This window comes from Mycolicibacter hiberniae (assembly GCF_010729485.1).
GTDB classification, from domain to species: Bacteria; Actinomycetota; Actinomycetes; order Mycobacteriales; family Mycobacteriaceae; genus Mycobacterium; species Mycobacterium hiberniae.
Map to the genome: position 1 here is coordinate 1,041,656 of NZ_AP022609.1, position 16,700 is coordinate 1,058,355.

General features: G+C 70.5%; 11 protein-coding genes and 1 pseudogene. 8 read left to right on the forward strand and 4 right to left on the reverse strand.

The features are described from left to right. Both G6N14_RS04915 and G6N14_RS04920 read right to left on the reverse strand, forming a co-directional pair. On the reverse strand, window positions 1-858 hold the full coding sequence (locus tag G6N14_RS04915) for an SDR family NAD(P)-dependent oxidoreductase (RefSeq protein ID WP_165756873.1): 858 nt from the start codon (window positions 856-858) through the stop codon (window positions 1-3). A 99-nt stretch (window positions 859-957) separates the two neighbouring features. After that, window positions 958-1,857, reverse strand: a complete 900-nt coding sequence (locus tag G6N14_RS04920) for a hypothetical protein (RefSeq protein ID WP_085134789.1) — start codon at window positions 1,855-1,857, stop codon at window positions 958-960. A 167-nt stretch (window positions 1,858-2,024) separates the two neighbouring features. Between G6N14_RS04920 and G6N14_RS04925 the strand changes: the two are divergent. The 3 genes and pseudogenes from G6N14_RS04925 to mbtN form a co-directional block, all read left to right on the forward strand. Continuing rightward, window positions 2,025-2,288, forward strand: a pseudogene (locus tag G6N14_RS04925) (acyl carrier protein); the annotation flags it as partial. After that, window positions 2,285-3,868: a long-chain-fatty acid--ACP ligase MbtM gene (gene mbtM, locus G6N14_RS04930; protein WP_085134791.1), complete on the forward strand. Its 1,584-nt coding sequence runs from the start codon at window positions 2,285-2,287 to the stop codon at window positions 3,866-3,868. The pseudogene G6N14_RS04925 and the gene mbtM, both read left to right, overlap by 4 nt. Beyond that, entirely contained in the window at window positions 3,865-5,025 is a 1,161-nt protein-coding gene (gene mbtN / locus G6N14_RS04935; RefSeq protein ID WP_085134792.1) for a mycobactin biosynthesis acyl-ACP dehydrogenase MbtN, read from the forward strand. The genes mbtM and mbtN overlap by 4 nt, the downstream gene beginning before the upstream one ends. Here the strand turns inward: mbtN and G6N14_RS04940 are convergent. Next, window positions 4,986-5,615 (reverse strand): GNAT family N-acetyltransferase, encoded by a 630-nt coding sequence (locus tag G6N14_RS04940; protein WP_085134793.1) that lies wholly within the window; start codon window positions 5,613-5,615, stop codon window positions 4,986-4,988. The two genes, mbtN and G6N14_RS04940, sit on opposite strands and share 40 nt — an antisense overlap. Before the next feature lie 127 nt (window positions 5,616-5,742). Here G6N14_RS04940 and G6N14_RS04945 point away from each other — a divergent pair, with 127 nt between their 5' ends. Genes G6N14_RS04945 through G6N14_RS04955 form a run of 3 tightly spaced genes read left to right on the forward strand, consistent with a single transcriptional unit; the run spans window position 5,743 to window position 10,725 of the window. Continuing rightward, window positions 5,743-8,334, forward strand: a complete 2,592-nt coding sequence (locus tag G6N14_RS04945; RefSeq protein ID WP_085134794.1) for an ABC transporter ATP-binding protein/permease — start codon at window positions 5,743-5,745, stop codon at window positions 8,332-8,334. Then, window positions 8,331-10,070: an ABC transporter ATP-binding protein gene (locus G6N14_RS04950; RefSeq protein WP_085134795.1), complete on the forward strand. Its 1,740-nt coding sequence runs from the start codon at window positions 8,331-8,333 to the stop codon at window positions 10,068-10,070. Before G6N14_RS04945 ends, G6N14_RS04950 begins: the two co-directional genes overlap by 4 nt. Before the next feature lie 19 nt (window positions 10,071-10,089). Continuing rightward, window positions 10,090-10,725, forward strand: a complete 636-nt coding sequence (locus tag G6N14_RS04955; RefSeq protein ID WP_085134796.1) for a DUF3060 domain-containing protein — start codon at window positions 10,090-10,092, stop codon at window positions 10,723-10,725. Window positions 10,726-10,740: 15 nt separating this feature from the next. On the opposite strand, the gene G6N14_RS04960 is transcribed toward G6N14_RS04955, so the two are convergent. Beyond that, window positions 10,741-12,399 (reverse strand): (2,3-dihydroxybenzoyl)adenylate synthase, encoded by a 1,659-nt coding sequence (locus tag G6N14_RS04960; RefSeq protein ID WP_407663071.1) that lies wholly within the window; start codon window positions 12,397-12,399, stop codon window positions 10,741-10,743. A 70-nt stretch (window positions 12,400-12,469) separates the two neighbouring features. Between G6N14_RS04960 and G6N14_RS04965 the strand changes: the two genes are divergently transcribed. Beyond that, window positions 12,470-15,916, forward strand: coding sequence for a non-ribosomal peptide synthetase (locus G6N14_RS04965; RefSeq protein WP_085134798.1), 3,447 nt, complete (start codon window positions 12,470-12,472; stop codon window positions 15,914-15,916). Between the two features lie 45 nt (window positions 15,917-15,961). After that, window positions 15,962-16,648, forward strand: a complete 687-nt coding sequence (locus tag G6N14_RS04970) for a cutinase family protein (RefSeq protein WP_109559731.1) — start codon at window positions 15,962-15,964, stop codon at window positions 16,646-16,648. Window positions 16,649-16,700 lie beyond the last annotated feature (52 nt).

Sequence of the window (16,700 nt, forward strand, 5' to 3'; positions counted from 1 at the left end):
TCAGTCAGCCCTTCCCGGCAGTGCCGCACCGGCACGAAACGCCAACCCGATGCTTCGGGTGAAGGTCTGTGGGGCGAAACGTTTGACGTTCCAGCCGATCTTGGCGTCCAGCTGCGGCATGCAGTACAGACCGCCGCGGTCGTGGGTGTCGAGGCAGTCGCGGGCGACCCGCGCCGCCGAGATCCCGGTGAAGCGCATCAGCAGGTTGGCGGCCTCGCCGGACTGCGCCGTGACCCGGCCGGATTCGACGATGTTGGTCTTGACGAAGGTGGGGCACAGCACGGTCACGCCGATGCCGGTGCCGGACAACTCGGCCGCCAGGGTCTCCGACAAGGACAGCACACCGGCCTTGCTGACGTTGTAGGCCGCCATCTCCGGCGCGGCGCCGAAGGATGCGGCCGAGGCGACGTTGATGATGCCGCGGGGCCGGTCGGAACCCGCCGCTCGCAGCATCGGGGTGAACACATGGCAGCCGTGAATCGGGCCCCACAGGTTGACGTTGAGCGTCCAGGTCCAGTCGTCGAGCGCCATGTCGCCGATCTGGCGGCCGCCGGCGCCCACGCCGGCGTTGTTGATCACCAGGGTGGGGGAATGGCCGAACCAGGACTGTGCGGCATCGGCCAGGGCGCTGACCTCGTCGATCGCCGAGACGTCGCAGTGCACCGCGGTCGCTTCGCCGCCGGCGGCTGTGATGGCCTCGGCGGTGCGCCGGGCGCTGTCGTCGTCGATGTCACTGCAGACCACGGCGCTGCCGCGGCGGGCGAGTTCGAGGGCGAAGGCGGCACCGATGCCGCTGCCGGCGCCGGTGACGACGGCCGAAGCCCCATGGCTGCGTTTCGGCGAGCGGCCAAAGATCATGGACTGAGTCAACCGACAATGGTGCCATTAGTCAATGGCAATGTTGTGCGCCGTGCCCGGCCGCAGCGGACCGGGCACGGCTGTCGCACAACAGACGGGCTAGTTGAACAGCCCGGTCAACCAGTCCAGGTCGAACAGGTTGGCGTCCGCCACGGTGATACCCGGGTCGATGTCGACGTCGGCCACCGGAATGGTCGAGGTCAACGCGTTCCCGATCATCTCGGGCAGCTTGTCGAACAGGTAGGCGAAGGTGCCGTTCTCGGTGAGCAGGCCCTGCCACGGCGCCCGCGGCACGCCGCCGTCCTCGTCCCACACGACGTAGCCGTTGAGCAGCGCGTCGAACGGGTCCTGCGGCGGGTTGCCCGGGTTGATGGTCAGGTTCTCGGCCAGCGCGAACTGGAAGCCGAGGAAGGGCTCCCACACCGACTTGGCGGCGCTCTTCCAGAAGTCGAAGTCGTTGAACAGATCCTGCACGTTGGTCCAGACCTGGCTCAGATCGGTGCCGATGCCGAGGATTCCGGTGACCTCTTCGCCTCCGGACACGTGGTTGAACAGCGGCTGGAAGATGTACTGCGCGCCGAAGATCAGGTCCCAGTTGATCAGGTTCCAGGCGTGGGTGACGTCACCGACCTTGAGGAACTCGATGATCTCCGGGAGGGTGTTCTCCAGTCCGCGGATCGGGCCGATGCCTGACCACATGCCCTCGATGCCGTCCCACGAGCCCTGCAGGCTGTCGCGGGCGACGTCGCCGTAGTAGCTGCCGAGCTCCCCGATGGCCGAGAAAAGCGGGTTCGGCCCCGAGAGCAGGTCCGTGAGGTAGTCGAGGTTCTCCGCGGTGGTGGCGGTGAGCTCGACTGCGGGTTGGTGGTGGCCGACCGACACCAGCGGTGCGACCGGGTTCACCGCGATCACGCCGGCGCCGGCGAGCGCGATACCGGCGGCCAGGAGGCCCCCCGTGTGTACCGTGCCGCGTTCTGCGGCGGCAAAGGCGAGTTGCATTGCTATCTCCTAAGTTTCACCTCAGCTGAGGCGAGGCTTGTTCTGTGGGTACTGCGGCGCCAACGTAACCAGACACCTGAGGATTAGGCAAGGCTTCCCTAAGTGTGTTATCTATCACAAAGTAGGGCAAGGCTAACCTTACTTACCTCAATCGTGTAGCGTCGCTCGGCATGAGTTCGTCGCCTTCTGATGCCATCGGTGTCGCGCTGCGCGAGATCCTGCGTGACGACCTGAACGTCGACCTCAACCGGGTGACGCCGGAGTCGCGGCTGGTCGACGACGTCGGCCTGGATTCGGTGGCGTTCGCGATCGGCATGGTGGCCATCGAAGACCGGCTTGGCGTGGCCCTGTCCGAGGAAGACCTGTTGACCTGCGACACGGTCGGGGACCTCGAGGCCGCCATCCGGGCGAAAGCCCCCGCCGACGCGTGAGTGTGCTCGCGCAAGCCCTGACCCGGGCGATGACCGGGTCGGCGCATGACCTGGTGGTCTTCGACACCGACGCCGGCACATGGCAGCGGCACCCCTGGCAGCAGGTGCACGCCCGCGCGGAGAGCATCGCGGCCCAGATCCTCGACGGCGACGAGGACGGGGCGGTCGGGCTGGTCGGAGAACCGACCGCCGACCTGGTCGCCGCCATCCAGGGCGCGTGGCTGGCCGGCCGCAGCGTGTCGATCCTGCCCGGGCCGGTCCGCGGCGCCGACCCGGGGCAGTGGGCGCACGCGACACTGGATCGCTTCCAGGGTGTCGGTGTCCGGACGGTGCTCAGCCACGGCCAGGTGTTGGACCTGTTGCGGGCAGCCGAGTCCGTCCCTCTGGCGGTGGCTGACGTCGCCGTGGCTGCCGCAGCCGGCCGCACCGTCACGCCGGTCGCCGCGAACGCCGACACCCCCGCGGTGTTGCAGGGCACTGCCGGGTCCACCGGTACCCCGCGTACCGCCCAGCTCTCGCCGGCCGCCGTGCTGGCCAATGTCTCCGGGCTGAGCAGCCACGTCGCTGTCGATCCGGCGAACGACGTGGGTTGCAGTTGGCTGCCGCTCTATCACGACATGGGGCTGACCTTCCTGCTCAGCGCGGCGCTGACCGGCTCGGAACAGTGGTTGGCGCCCACCGCCGCGTTCGCCGCCTCGCCGTTTCGATGGTTGTCGTGGCTGCATGACAGCCGCGCCACCATGACCGCGGCCCCCAACTTCGCCTACAGCGTGATCGGTAAATACGCCCGACGCGTCCCGGAGGTGGATCTGGGCCGGCTGAGGGTCGCCATCAACGGCGGCGAACCGGTCGACTGCGAAGGGCTGCAGCGATTCGTCACCGAACTCGCCAAGTTCGGCCTGGACCCCGGTGCGCTCATGCCGTCCTATGGCCTGGCCGAGGCCACCTGCGCGGTGACGGCGCCGCGGCCCGGCACCGGTCTGCAGTACGACGAACTGACCGGCCCCCTCGGCGAGGGTGCAGCGAATGCCCGCCGGCATGCGGTGCTGGGAGAGCCGATCGCCGGGATGCAGGTCCGGATCCGCCCGGTGGCGCAGCACCACGAGGAAGTTTCGCAGCGCGACGTCGGCGAGGTCGAGATCCGCGGAACGTCGATGATGTCGGGCTACCTCGGCCAGGCCGCACTGGCCCCGGGTGAGTGGTTTCCCACCGGGGACCTCGGCTACCTCACCGACGCGGGTCTGGTGGTCTGCGGCCGGGCCAAGGAGATCATCTCGATCGCCGGGCGCAACGTGTTCCCGACCGAGATCGAGCGGGTGGCGGCGGAAGTGCGTGGGGTCCGTGAGGGTGCGGTGGTGGCGATCGGTACCGACGGAATCCGCCCGGGACTGGTGATCGCCGCGGAGTTCCGCGGCCGCGATGAAGCCGGTGCGCGTGCCGACCTGATCTCCCGGGTGGCATCGCAGTGCGGGGTGGTGCCCGCCGACGTGGTGTTCCTGGCGCCGGGATCGCTACCCCGGACGTCGTCGGGGAAGCTGCGGCGCCTGGACGTCAAAGCGAACCTGGAGGCGATGAAGTGACCGCTGCTGTCGACAGCTACCGCGCTCTGCTGGACGAGGTGTTCGACCAGCGGGTGGTTGACTGGACGGCGCAAGCCGAAGCCACCGAGCGTTTTCCGCGCGCGTTGATCGAGCACTTGGGACGTACCGGGGTGTTCGCGCAGAAGTGGAGCAACGGCCAGCATCCCGATGTCTCCAAGCTGGTGGCCCTGGCATTCAAACTGGGCCACCTGCGGTCGGCCGGCATCGGGGTCGGGGTGAGTCTGCACGACTCGGCCATCGCGATCCTGCGCCGATTCGGGCGATCGGAGTATCTGCAGAACATCTGCGCGCAGGCCATCGCCGGACAGGCGGTGCTCTGTATCGGCGCCTCGGAGGAGTCCGGCGGTTCGGACCTGCAGATCGTCGAGACCGAAGTGCGTTCCGTCCGTGACGGTTACGAGGTACGCGGCCGCAAGAAGTTCGTGTCTTTGTCGCCGATCGCCGACCACATCATCGTGGTGGCTCGCGGTGTGGACCACGACGAGAACAGCCGGCACGGCAATGTCCTGGTGATCGCGGTCCCGATTTCCCAAGTGCACGTCAACGAGCCCTATCGCAAGGTGGGGGCCGGGCCGCTGGACACCGCCGCGGTCGATATCGACACCTGGGTGCCCGCCGATGCCCTGATCGCCCGCCCGGGCACCGGTTTGGCCGCCATTTCCTGGGGCCTGGCGCATGAGCGCATGTCGATCGCGGGGCAGGTCGCGGCGTCGTGCCAGCTGGTGCTCGGTCTGACCCATGCGCGGATGATGCGCCGCCGGCAGTTCGGTGCAACCCTGTTCGAACATCAGGCGCTGCGGATGCGGGTGGCTGACCTGCAGGCCCGCGTGGACATGGTTCGCCACGCGCTCAACGGCATTGCCGCCGAAGGAAAGCTCGATCTGCGTGCCGCCGCGGCCATGAAAGTCACCGCGGCCCGCCTCGGCGAAGAGGTGTTCTCCGAATGCATGCACATCTTCGGGGGGTCGGGCTACCTGGTCGATGAGACACCGATCGGGCGCTGGTGGCGCGACATGAAGCTGGCCCGGGTGGGTGGCGGAACCGATGAGGTGCTCTGGGAACTGGTCGCGGCCGGAATGCGCCCCGACTACGACGGCTACGCCGAGTTGTTCGAGAGCGGGTCGTCGTCGGGGTAGCGCAGTACGGCGTAGAGCGCCATCCGGCGATAGCCCATGTCGTGTTCACCGAGGAAGGTGCCGCCGACATACTCGGCCAACCGGCGCATGGCCGTGTTGCGGTACTCGGGTTCGAACATCATTCGTCGGCACTGTGGTTCGAGGTCGAACACGCTTTTCATCACCCGCGGCAACAGGATCGCCGCGAATCCCCGATTGACCGCTGCGAGGTCGGCCACCGCCCCGTGCATGCCCAGATCGTAGGGGTGGGCGGAGTAGTATTTTGCGATGGAATCCTTTGACGCTCGGTACAATTCGATGTAGCCGCTGTCTTGTCCGTGCCGGCTGACGATCAAGGGGCGGGTGAAGCTGCCGGCGACGAGGGCGCTCAGGTAGGCGTGCCAGCGCTCCGGTGGCCAGGCGGACTCCCATGTCTGCGCCAGATGTGGCCGGTTCATCCACTCGGAGACCATCTCGGCGTCGGCGTCGGGGTCGGCTACCCGGATGGAGTAGGGGGCGGCCAGAACCGGAATCGGCGGTGCCGGAACGCGGCGAACCTCGTCGGGGATGTCCGTGAGTTCACGGGGCACAATGTTGGCGGCGTCAGTCATAACGAACGGTCAGCCTACCCCGAGCACCCGTCCGCAAAAGTGAGGCTAGGGTAACCTAGGTTCGAAGTGGCGGCGGGCGCTGCGCCCGGCTCCGCGGGGGTGGGCCACCGTTGGCGAAAGGACCGTGATGGCGCGCGGCGTACAGGGTGCGATTCTGCGGGGTTTCGGCGCCCGCGACCACACCGTAACGGTGCTCGAGACCAGCTGGATCGCCCCGCATTTCCTGCGGATCTGGATGCATTCGCCCACCCTGTTCACCGACGCCGTCGTCGAGCCCTGCGCCTGGCTGCGGTTCTGGTTCCCCGACCCGGACGGTTCGGCCACCGAGTTTCAACGCGCCTACACCATCGCCGAAGGCGACGCCGAGAGCGGACGCTTCGCGGTCGACATGGTGCTGCACGAACCGGACGGCCCGGCCACCCGGTGGGCGCGCACCGCCGAACCCGGGGCCACCCTCACGGCGATGTCGCTGATGGGCTCGACGCGCTTCGAGGTGCCCGACGCCGACACCGGACCCGCCGGCTACCTGCTGCTCGGCGACTCGGCGTCCATCCCGGGCATCAACGCGATCATCGGCACCGTTGGCCCCGACATTCCGATCGAGCTGTATCTCGAACAGCACGACGACAACGACGTCCTGATCCCGCTGCGGCAACACCCGCGGCTGCGGGTGCACTGGGTGCCGCGGCGCGGCCCGCACTCGCTGGCAGAGGCGATCGAGGCCCGGGACTGGTCGAACTGGTATGCCTGGGCCACCCCCGAGGCCGCGACGCTCAAGGCCCTGCGGACCCGGCTGCGCGACGAGTTCGGCTTTCCCAAATCCGAGATCCACGCCCAGGCCTACTGGACCGCCGGCCGCGCGATGGGCACCCAGCGCGACACCGCGGACACCGCGGACTCGGCGTTGACTCTGCCGCCACCAGACAAAAGTGCGAGTGAGGCCCCTGGTGAGCGCAGAGTCAACGGGAAAGGGAGCAAGGGGCAGTGGCGCGCCCAGGCCGCCGGCCGGCTGCTCGGTGCGGTGCGGGTGCCACTGATCGTCTCCGGTGTTCTGCAGGCCCTGATCACGCTGCTGCAGTTGGCTCCGTTTGTGCTGCTGGTGGAGCTGGCCCGGTTGCTGGTCGCCGGCGCCGACGAGTCCCGGCTGTGGACGGTCGGGGTCGCCGCGCTCACGGTGCTGGGGCTGGGCACCCTGCTGGGCGCGGGCCTGACGCTGTGGCTGCATGTGGTCGACGCCCGGTTCGCCAGCTCCCTGCGCACCCGGCTGCTGAGCAAGCTCTCCCGGCTGCCGCTGGGCTGGTTCACCGACCGGGGATCCGGGGCGATCAAACAGCTGGTCGCCGACGACACGTTATCCCTGCACTACCTGGTGACCCACGCCATTCCCGACGCCGTGGCCGCAGTGGTGGCACCGGTGGCGGTACTGGTCTACCTGTTCCTGGTGGACTGGCGGGTCGCGCTGGTGCTGTTCGTGCCCGTGCTGGTCTACCTGGTGCTGATGTCGGTGATGATGACCCAATCCGGTCCCAAGATCAGCCAGGCGCAGCGCTGGGCCGAGCGGATGAACGGCGAAGCCGGCACCTACCTGGAGGGCCAGCCGGTGATCCGGGTGTTCGGCGGCGCCGCCGCCTCCACCTTCCGCAGCCGCCTGGACGAGTACATCGATTTCCTGGTGTCCTGGCAGCGGCCGTTCGTCGGCAAGAAGACACTGATGGACCTGGTCACCCGGCCGTCGACGTTCCTGTGGCTGATCCTGCTGACCGGCACCCCGCTCGTGGTCGCCGGCCGGATGGACCCGGTGAATCTGCTGCCCTTCCTGTTGCTGGGCACCACATTCGGCGCCCGGCTGCTGGGCATCGGGTTGGGTGTCGGCGGTATCCGGGGCGGAATGCTGGCCGCCCGGCGGCTGCAGATCGCCCTGGACGAACCCGAACTCGCCGTCGAGCACGCGCCGCCGGGGCAGGCGGACGCCCCCGCCGGGGTGCGCTTCGATTCGGTCACCTTCGGCTACCGCCCCGGTGTGCCGGTGATCCGGGATGTGTCGCTGACCCTGCGGCCGGGCACGGTGACCGCGCTGGTGGGGCCGTCGGGATCGGGAAAATCCACCCTGGCTGCGCTGCTCGCCCGGTTCCACGACGTCGACTCCGGCTCGATATCGGTTGATGGACAGGACATCCGGACGCTGACCGCCGACGAACTGTATCGGCGGGTGGGATTCGTGCTGCAGGAGACCCAGCTGGTACACGGCAGCGTGCGGGACAATATCGCCTTGGCCGCACCGGAGGCCACCGACGAGCAGGTGCACGCGGCCGCCGTAGACGCCCAGATCCATGACCGGATCCTGCGGCTGCCGCAGGGCTACGACACGGTGCTCGGTGCCGCTTCGGCCCTCTCGGGCGGGGAACGGCAACGACTCACCATCGCCCGAGCCATCCTTGCCGACACACCGGTGTTGATCCTCGACGAGGCCACCGCGTTCGCCGATCCCGAATCGGAATACCTGGTGCAGCAGGCGTTGAACCGGTTGACCCGGGACCGCACCGTGCTGGTCATCGCGCACCGGCTGCACACGATCACCGCCGCCGACCAGATCGTGGTGCTCGACCACGGCGGCGTCGCCGAGCAGGGCCGGCACGAGGAGCTGCTGGCCGCGGGGGGACGTTATCGCCAGCTCTGGGACAGCGGTCGCGCCGCGGTCGCTGCGGAGGCGAGCCGATGATCCGCACCCTGATCCAGCTGATCCCGCAGGATCGCCGCCCCCGGCTACTGGGCTACGCCGTGCTGACCACCGTGTCGGTGGCGGTGCGCGCGGCCGCCACCGTCTTACTGGTCCCTCTCCTGAGCGCGCTGTTCTCCGACACCCCGGGTGCAGCGCTGCTGTGGCTGGGCTGGCTGACGGTGGCCACCGTCGTGGGCTGGCTGGTCGATTACTGGTGCGCCCGAATCGGTTTCGACCTGGGCTTCGCCGTCCTCGACCACACCCAACATGACGTCGCCGACCGCCTGCCTGGCGTACGCCTGGGCTGGTTCACCCAGGCCAACACGGCTACGGCACGCCAGGCGATCGCCAGCACCGGCCCCGAACTGGTCAGTCTGGTGGTCAACCTGGCGACGCCGCTGATCAGCGCGATCCTGCTGCCGCCGGCTATCGCCGTGGCGCTGTTCGGGGTCTCCTGGCAGCTGGGGCTGGCCGCCCTGGGCGGGGTACCGCTGCTGCTGGGCGCGCTGTGGGCGTCCAACCGGCTCAGCGCCCGCGCGGACGCCGCCGCCGGCGACGCCAACACCGCGCTCACCGAACGGATCATCGAATTCGCCCGCACCCAGCAGGCCCTGCGCGCGGCCCGGCGCGTCGAACCCGAACGCAGCACCGTCGGACTGGCCCTCAACGCCCAGCACGGCGCGGCCATGCGGCTGCTGCTCATGCAGATCCCGGGCCAGCTGCTGTTCAGCCTGGCCAGTCAGGGCGCGCTCATCCTGCTCGCCGGTACCACCACCGCGCTGACCGTGACCGGCACGCTGAGCGTCCCGCAGGCCATCGCCCTGATCGTCGTGGCGGCCCGCTACCTCGAACCGTTCACCGTCATCAGCGAGTTGGCGCCGGCGCTGGAGTCCACCCGGGCCTCCCTGGACCGGATCCGTGCGGTGCTCACCGCACCGGAGGTGGCGGTCGGCTGCCGTCGGGTGCCCGGCGACGCGCCCGCGCCCCGCATCGAGTTCGACAACGTCACCTTCGGCTACGACCCGGCGGGCCCTCCGGTGCTCGACGGGGTCAGCTTCGCGCTGGAGCCCGGCACCACCACGGCCATCGTCGGGCCGTCGGGATCGGGCAAGAGCACCATCTTGTCCCTGATCGCCGGCCTGCACGAACCGAGCCGTGGCCGGGTCCTGTTGGACGGGGTCGACGCCGCCGAGCTGGACGCGCCGTCCCGGCGGGCCCTGAGCAGCATGGTGTTCCAGCACCCCTACCTTCTTGACGGCACGGTCGAAGACAACGTGCTGGTGGGAGACCCCGATGCCGACCCGGCCGCGTTCCAGACGGCGACCGGGCTCGCCCGCGTCGATGAGCTGGTGGCCCGGCTGCCCGACGGCGCCGGCACCCGCGTGGGGGAGGCCGGAGCGGCGTTGTCCGGCGGTGAGCGGCAACGGGTCAGCATTGCCCGCGCCCTGCTCAAGCCCGCGCCGGTACTGCTGGTCGATGAGGCGACCAGTGCCCTGGACACCGAGAATGAGGCGGCCATCGTCGCCGCGCTCAGCTCTGAACTGCGCCCGCGCACCCGGGTGATCGTCGCGCACCGGCTGGCCAGCATCGCCCACGCCGACCGCGTGCTGTTCATCGACGGCGGCCGCATCGTCGAAGACGGAACCATCGGCCAATTACGGGCGGCTGGTGGGCGTTTCGACGAGTTCTGGCGACAGCAGCACGTAGCTGCCGGTTGGCAGATTTTCGCCGGTTAGCTGTGCGATCATCACAGGCGTGAGCGCCGACGATGACCCCGAGGCCCGGATCCGGGAGTTGGAGCGGCCACTTGCCGACCTCGCCCGCGCCAAGGAACTGACCGTCGCCTCGGCCGGCGCCGGGGGGTGGGCGCCGGCCCATGGTGGTGCAACCGGCGTGGGCAACCGCCGCAGAGGCGTCGGATTCGGTGCGGTGGGCGCGCTGTTCGTGGCGATCGCGGCGCTCGGGGTGTTCCTCCTCTCCCGCGACCCGGGCGGCACCACCGCGGGAACCCCCGCCATGCCCAGCAGCAGTGCCACCACCGCGCCGTCGTCACCCGAGCCGCTGGCGGCTGCGCCGTTGCCGGCCGTGCCACCGGCGGAAGTTCCGTCGCCGGTCCCCGCACCGGCCGGCACCCCGCTCGCCATCTCCGGGGCGGGGGAGACCAAGACACTGGACTGCGCCGGTCGCTACATCTCGGTGAGCGGGGTCAGCAACACCGTGACGCTCACCGGCCGGTGCGCGGGACTGACGGTGTCGGGAGTCGGCAACGTCATCACCGTCGATGAGTCGCCCACCATCACCGCATCGGGTCTCAACAATCGGGTGACCTACCGCTCCGGGGATCCCGACATCGCCACCTCGGGCTTCGACAACGTCATCCAACGCGGCTGAATCGCCGAAGCCGGTTCAGCCGAGCCGGCGGATCAGCTCTTTCTTGTCGATCTTGCCCACCGCGGTGGTCGGCAGCGCCGGCAGCACCGCCAGCTGGTCCACCCGGATGTGGGTGGCCACCCCGCACTCGCCGAGATGGCGGTTGAGCTCAACCACCGTCAACGAGCTGTCCTCGGAAACCACCGCCGCGCAGACCTTTTCGCCCAGATAGGCATCCGGCAGGCCCACCGCGGCGGCCGAGCGGACCGCGGGGTGGCGCAGCAGCTGCGCCTCGAGCTCGTCGGCGGCGATGTTCTCGCCGCCACGGACGATGACGTCCTTGATCCGCCCGGTCACCTCCAGATAGCCGTGCGCCAGCCGGCGAACCCGGTCCCCGCTGCGGTAGAAGCCGTCCGGGCTGAACGAGCGCGCGTTGGCCTCCGGCGCGTTGTAGTAGCCGTTGATCGTGTACGGCCCGCGCACCAGCAGTTCCCCGTCTGCGCCCACCGGCACTTCGGCGCCGTCCTCGTCGAGGATCCGCAGCTCGTCATCGGGGCACAGCGGCCGGCCCTGGGTGCAGTCGAGCAGCTGCGCGGAATCGCCGAGCCGGGTGTAGCACAGCAGCCCCTCGGCCATCCCGAACACCTGCTGGAGTCCCGGAGTCAGCACGTCCCGGATCTGCGCGGCGTCCTGCGACGCCAATTTGGCCCCGCCGACCTGCAGCAGCCGCAGAGTGGTCGGCTTCTGCGGCTCCCAGTCGCAGGCCTGCGCCCACAGGTTGGCCAGCGCCGGCACCAGCGCGGTGACCGTCACCCGGTGCCGGGCGATGGTGGCGAAAGCCGCCTCGGGGCTGGGGTCGGCGCAAAAGACCGTCGCGGCGCCCACCGACATGGCGCCCAGCAGACCCGGGCAGGCCAACGGGAAGTTGTGGGCCGCCGGCAACGCCACCAGATACACGTCGTCAGAGCGCAACTCGCACAACTGGGCACTGGCGGTGGCGTTGTAGACGTAGTCGTCATGGGTGCGGGGGATCAGCTTGGGCAGCCCGGTGGTCCCGCCGGAGACCAGCAACACCGCCGGCGTGGCCGGGTCGGGATTCGGTCGCGCGGGTGCGGCGCCATCCTGCGCGCACACCGAACTCCAGGCCACGAACGAAGCGCCGCGGCCGCCCACGTCGCCATCGACGACGACGTGCTGCACACCCGGAAGCTCGGCGAGCAGCCCGCGCGCCATGGCGGGGTAGTCGAATCCGGCGTGCACGGCCGGGATCACCAGCGCCCGGGCGGCACTGACCTGCGCCAGATGCCCGATCTCGGCAGCGCGGTGCCCGGGCAGGCACAGCACCGGCACGGCGCCGATCCGCAGCAGCGCGAACAGGGCGACTGGGAACGTGGAACTGTTGGGCAACTGCAGCAGCACTCGGTCACCGGCGCGCAGGCCCAGCCGGTGCAGACCCGCTGCCGCGCGCTCTGCTGCGGCGTCCAGTTGCGCGTACGACAGGGTGCCGGCCGCGTCGATGACCGCCGGCCGATCCGGCCAGCGCGCGGCGGCATCGTCGAGCAGCGTCGCCAGCGGTCGCCCGCGCCAGTACCCGGCCGCGCGGTAGGCCGCGGCACGCTCGGCCGGAAACGGTACGAACACTCTGACCCTCCTGGTCGTCGACGCTGCGGCCCCCGGCAGGGCCGGCATGGGCACCGCCCTCCTCGTGGAGTCAGCGGAGATCCTAGATAGGGTAGCGTCCAACGAGTTAGGGCAGCCTTTACTAATGAAGGGTGGCGCGGTGGGGCCGGACGACATTCGCGCGCAGGTCGCGGAGCTGCTCGGGGCCGACGCCGGCGCCCTCGACCCCGACGCCGACCTGGTCGGACAGGGGCTGGACTCGATCCGGATGATGAGCCTGGCCGGCCGCTGGCGCAAGCAGGGCATCGACGTCGATTTCGCCACGCTGGCCGCCGACCCGCGCATCGCGGCCTGGCAGGCGCTGGTGGGCGATCGCGGGGCACCGGTTGCCGTCGCCGCGCCGGCACCGGCCGAGGACGACGGCGCACCGTTTCCGCTGGCACCCATGCAGCACGCCATGTGGGTGGGCCGCGACGACGACGTGGCCCTCGGCGGAGTTGCCGGGCACCTGTATGTGGAATTCCAATCGGGCACCGGCATCGACCCCGAACGGCTGGCCGCCGCCGCGCAGGCGCTGGCCGCCCGGCATCCGATGCTGCGCGTGCAGTTCTCGCCCGACGGCACCCAGCACATCTCCGACGGCGCCGAACTGCCCGTGGCCGTGCAGGATCTGCGCGAGCTGGACGCCGCCGAAGCGGCCCGGCGGCTGGAGGCGACCCGCGCGGCGAAATCGCATCAGCAACTGCACGGCGCGGTCTTCGAGCTGACGGTCTCGCTCCTGCCGGACGGGACGGCGCGCCTGCACGTGGATCTGGACATGCAGGCCGCCGACGCGATGAGCTACCGCACGTTGATGGCCGACCTGGCCGCGGCCTACCGGGGCGAGGCGTTGCCGGAGCTGGGCTACACCTACCGGCAGTACCGCCAGGCCTTCGCCGACCGCGAACCCGACGACAACCACCGCCAGTGGTGGGCCCAGCGCATCCCGGACCTGCCCGACCCACCCAAGCTGCCGCCGCCGGCAGGCACCCCGGCGAACCCGCGCCGCAGCACCCGGCGCTGGCACTGGCTGGACCCCGCCACCCGCGACGCGCTGTTCGGCCAGGCCCGCGCGCACGGCGTCACCCCGGCCATGGCGCTGGCCGCCTCCTTCTCCCACACCCTGGCCAGCTGGTCAGACACCGCGCGTTTCCTGCTCAACGTGCCGCTGTTCGGACGCGAGCCGCTGCACGCCGACGTGGACCGGCTGGTCGGCGACTTCACCTCGTCGCTGCTGCTGGACGTGGATCTGACCCAGGCTCGCACCGGCGCCCAGCGGGCGCACGCGGTGCAGGACGCCATGCGCACCGCCGCCGCGCACGCCGACTACCCGGGCCTGGCGGTGCTGCGTGACCTGAGTCGGCACCGCGGCACCCAGGTGCTGGCGCCCGTGGTGTTCACCAGCGCCCTGGGCCTGGGGGAGTTGTTCTCCGATGAGGTCACCGCGGCGTTCGGCGGCCCGGTCTGGATCATCTCCCAGGGCCCGCAGGTGCTGCTCGATGCCCAGGTCACCGAGTTCGACGGCGGCGTCCTGGTGAACTGGGACGTGCGCGAGGAGATGTTCGCGCCCGGCGTGATCGACGCCATGTTCGCCCACCACGTCGCCGACCTGACCCGGCTGGCCGGCGGCGACGGCTGGGGGCAGCCGGCGCCGGCGGCATTGCCGGCCGAGCAGGCCCGGGTGCGCGAGCAGGCCAACGCGGGCACCGCCGAACCGAGCGGAGAAGCCCTGCAGGACGGTTTCTTCCGACAGGCGCAGCGCAATCCCGAGGCAGTCGCGGTGCTGCACGGTTCGGCCGAACTGCGCTACGGCCGGCTTCGCGATCAGGCACTGGCGGTGGCCGCCGCGTTGCGCGAGCGCGGGGTGCGGCGCGGCGACACCGTGGCACTGCTGGGGCCCAAGTGCGCCGAGCAGATCCCCGCGCTGCTGGGAATCCTGGCCGCCGGAGCGGTGTACCTGCCGATCGCCGCCGATCAGCCGCCCGAGCGGCGGCAGCGCATCCTGGCGCTGGGTGGCGCCGCACTGGCCCTGGTGGTCGGCGAGACGGTGCCGCAGCTGGAGATCCCGGCGGTGGCGGTGCGCGACGCGCTGGGGCATCCCGGCACCGCGGATCCGGTGCGCACCGACCCGGGCGAGCTGGCCTACGTGGTCTTCACCTCCGGCTCCACCGGCGAGCCCAAGGGCGTGGAGGTCACCCACGACGCCGCGATGAACACCATCGAAACCCTCAGCACGCGTTTCGAATTCGGCCCCCACGACCGCAGCCTGGCGCTGCTGACCCTGGACGCCGACATGTCAGTGCTCGATGTTTTCGCGATGCTGCGCGCCGGCGGGGCCACCGTGATGGTCGACGAAGCCGACCGGCGCAGCCCCGAGGTCTGGTCGCAGCTGGTCGGACAGCACCGGGTCAGCGTGCTCAACCTGATGCCGGGGGCCTGCGAGATGCTGGTGTCGGCCGGCGGCGAGCTCTCCTCGGTGCGCGCAGTGCTGACCGGTGGAGACTGGGTGCGTCCCGAACTGGCGCGGCGGTTTGCCGCGGCGGCACCCGGGGTGCGTTTCGCCGGGCTGGGTGGGGCCACCGAGACCGCGATTCATGCCACCGTCTGCGAGGTCGACGGCGAGCCCCCGGCGAACTGGGCGTCGGTGCCCTACGGCACGCCGCTGCCCAACATGGCCTGCCGGGTGGTCGGTCCCGACGGGGCTGATCGACCCGACTGGGTGGCCGGCGAACTGTGGATCGCCGGGCGCGGTCTCGCCTCGGGCTATCGCGGCCGGCCCGATCTGACCGCCGAGAAGTTCGTCGCCCACGACGGCCGAATCTGGTATCGCACCGGTGATCTGGCCCGTTACCGGCCCGACGGGACATTGGAGTTCGTCGGCCGCGCCGATCACCGGGTCAAGATCAGCGGATATCGCATCGAGCTCGGCGAGGTCGAAGCGGCACTGCGGCGGCTGCCGGGGGTCGCCGAAGCGGTGGTGGTGGCGCTGCCCGAGCCCGGTGGGCGCGAAGTGCTGGCGGCCGCCGTGCGCACCGATGACGCCACCCTGACCGAGGCAGGGGTGCGGGCCGCACTGGCCGAGTCGTTGCCCGAGCACATGGTTCCCCCGCTGGTGCAGGTGGTCTCGGGGATCGCCTACACCGTCTCGGGAAAGATCGACCGGCGGGCGGTGACGGCGCAACTGGCCGCGGCACTGGCCGCCGGCGACGGCTACCGCGAGCCGGCCGGTCCGCTGCAGCGCGCCCTGGCCGCGATCATCGCTGAGGTGCTCGGCGCCACCCGGGTCGGAGCCGACGACGATTTCTTCGCCCTGGGCGGGGATTCGGTGCTGGCCACCGCCGCCGTGTCGCGGATCCGCACCTGGCTCGACGCCCCCCGCGCGGTGGTCGCCGACGTCTTCGCCACCCGGACGGTGGCCAAGCTGGCCGAGCGCCTCCACGCCGCCGAGACCGATCCGGGCCGGTTGGAAGCGGTCGCCGAGATCTACCTGGAAGTGACCCGGCTGGATCCGGCAGAGGTGTCCGACGCGCTGGCCGGGGGACACCGGTCCTGAAAGCAGGTCTGGTGGACCGGGTGTCGATGTGCCAGCATCGATGTCATGAACACCCGCCGGTGGGTCGCCGGGCTCGGGGGTGCGGCGATGGTCCTGGGGGCGCTGCCCGTGATCGCCGGGCCCCCTGCCGCCGCGGCCGAATGCCCGGACGTCGAGGTGACCTTCGCCCGAGGCACCGGTGAGCCCCCGGGTGTCGGCGGGGTCGGGCAGCGGTTCGTCGACGCGCTGCGCTCGCAGACCGGCGGCCGCTCGCTCAGGGTCTATGCGGTCAACTACCCGGCCACCGACGATTGGCCGGCGTCGGCGTCCGCCGGTGCCGGCGATGCCAATGCCCACATCGCAGCGATGGTCGGATCCTGTCCGGCCACCAAGCTGGTGCTCGGGGGCTACTCGCAAGGCGCCATGGTCATCGACCTGGTCACCATCGCGCGGGCCTCGGTGGCCGGCTTCAACGCGGCGACCCTGTCGGCGGACGAGGCCGAACACGTGGCCGCGGTCGCGGTCTTCGGGAACCCGACCGACCGGTATCTGGGCGGGCGGGTCGACCAGCTCAGCGACTGGTACGGGGCCAAGGCGATCGATCTGTGTGCGGACGGCGATCCGATCTGCACCCCGGGTGCCCTGGCGCTGCCCACCACCGACGAGATGCACTCCGCGGCTCATCTGTCCTACGAGCAGTCGGGGATGCCGGCGCAGGCCGCGGCGTTTGTGGCAAGCCGCCTGGGCGCCTAGGGCAGCTCGGCCCGCGGAAAGCTCTGAACAGGGGCGAGTCCGCCGTGGCGTC

Excerpts from the sequence above, each read along its gene's own strand:
- G6N14_RS04915 (WP_165756873.1), bottom strand. The coding sequence starts at position 858 with ATGATCTTTGGCCGCTCGCCGAAACGCAGCCATGGGGCTTCGGCCGTC.
- G6N14_RS04950 (WP_085134795.1), top strand. The coding sequence starts at position 8,331 with ATGATCCGCACCCTGATCCAGCTGATCCCGCAGGATCGCCGCCCCCGG.
- G6N14_RS04940 (WP_085134793.1), bottom strand. The coding sequence starts at position 5,615 with ATGACTGACGCCGCCAACATTGTGCCCCGTGAACTCACGGACATCCCC.
- G6N14_RS04945 (WP_085134794.1), top strand. The coding sequence starts at position 5,743 with ATGGCGCGCGGCGTACAGGGTGCGATTCTGCGGGGTTTCGGCGCCCGC.
- G6N14_RS04965 (WP_085134798.1), top strand. The coding sequence starts at position 12,470 with ATGAAGGGTGGCGCGGTGGGGCCGGACGACATTCGCGCGCAGGTCGCG.
- G6N14_RS04920 (WP_085134789.1), bottom strand. The coding sequence starts at position 1,857 with ATGCAACTCGCCTTTGCCGCCGCAGAACGCGGCACGGTACACACGGGG.
- G6N14_RS04970 (WP_109559731.1), top strand. The coding sequence starts at position 15,962 with ATGAACACCCGCCGGTGGGTCGCCGGGCTCGGGGGTGCGGCGATGGTC.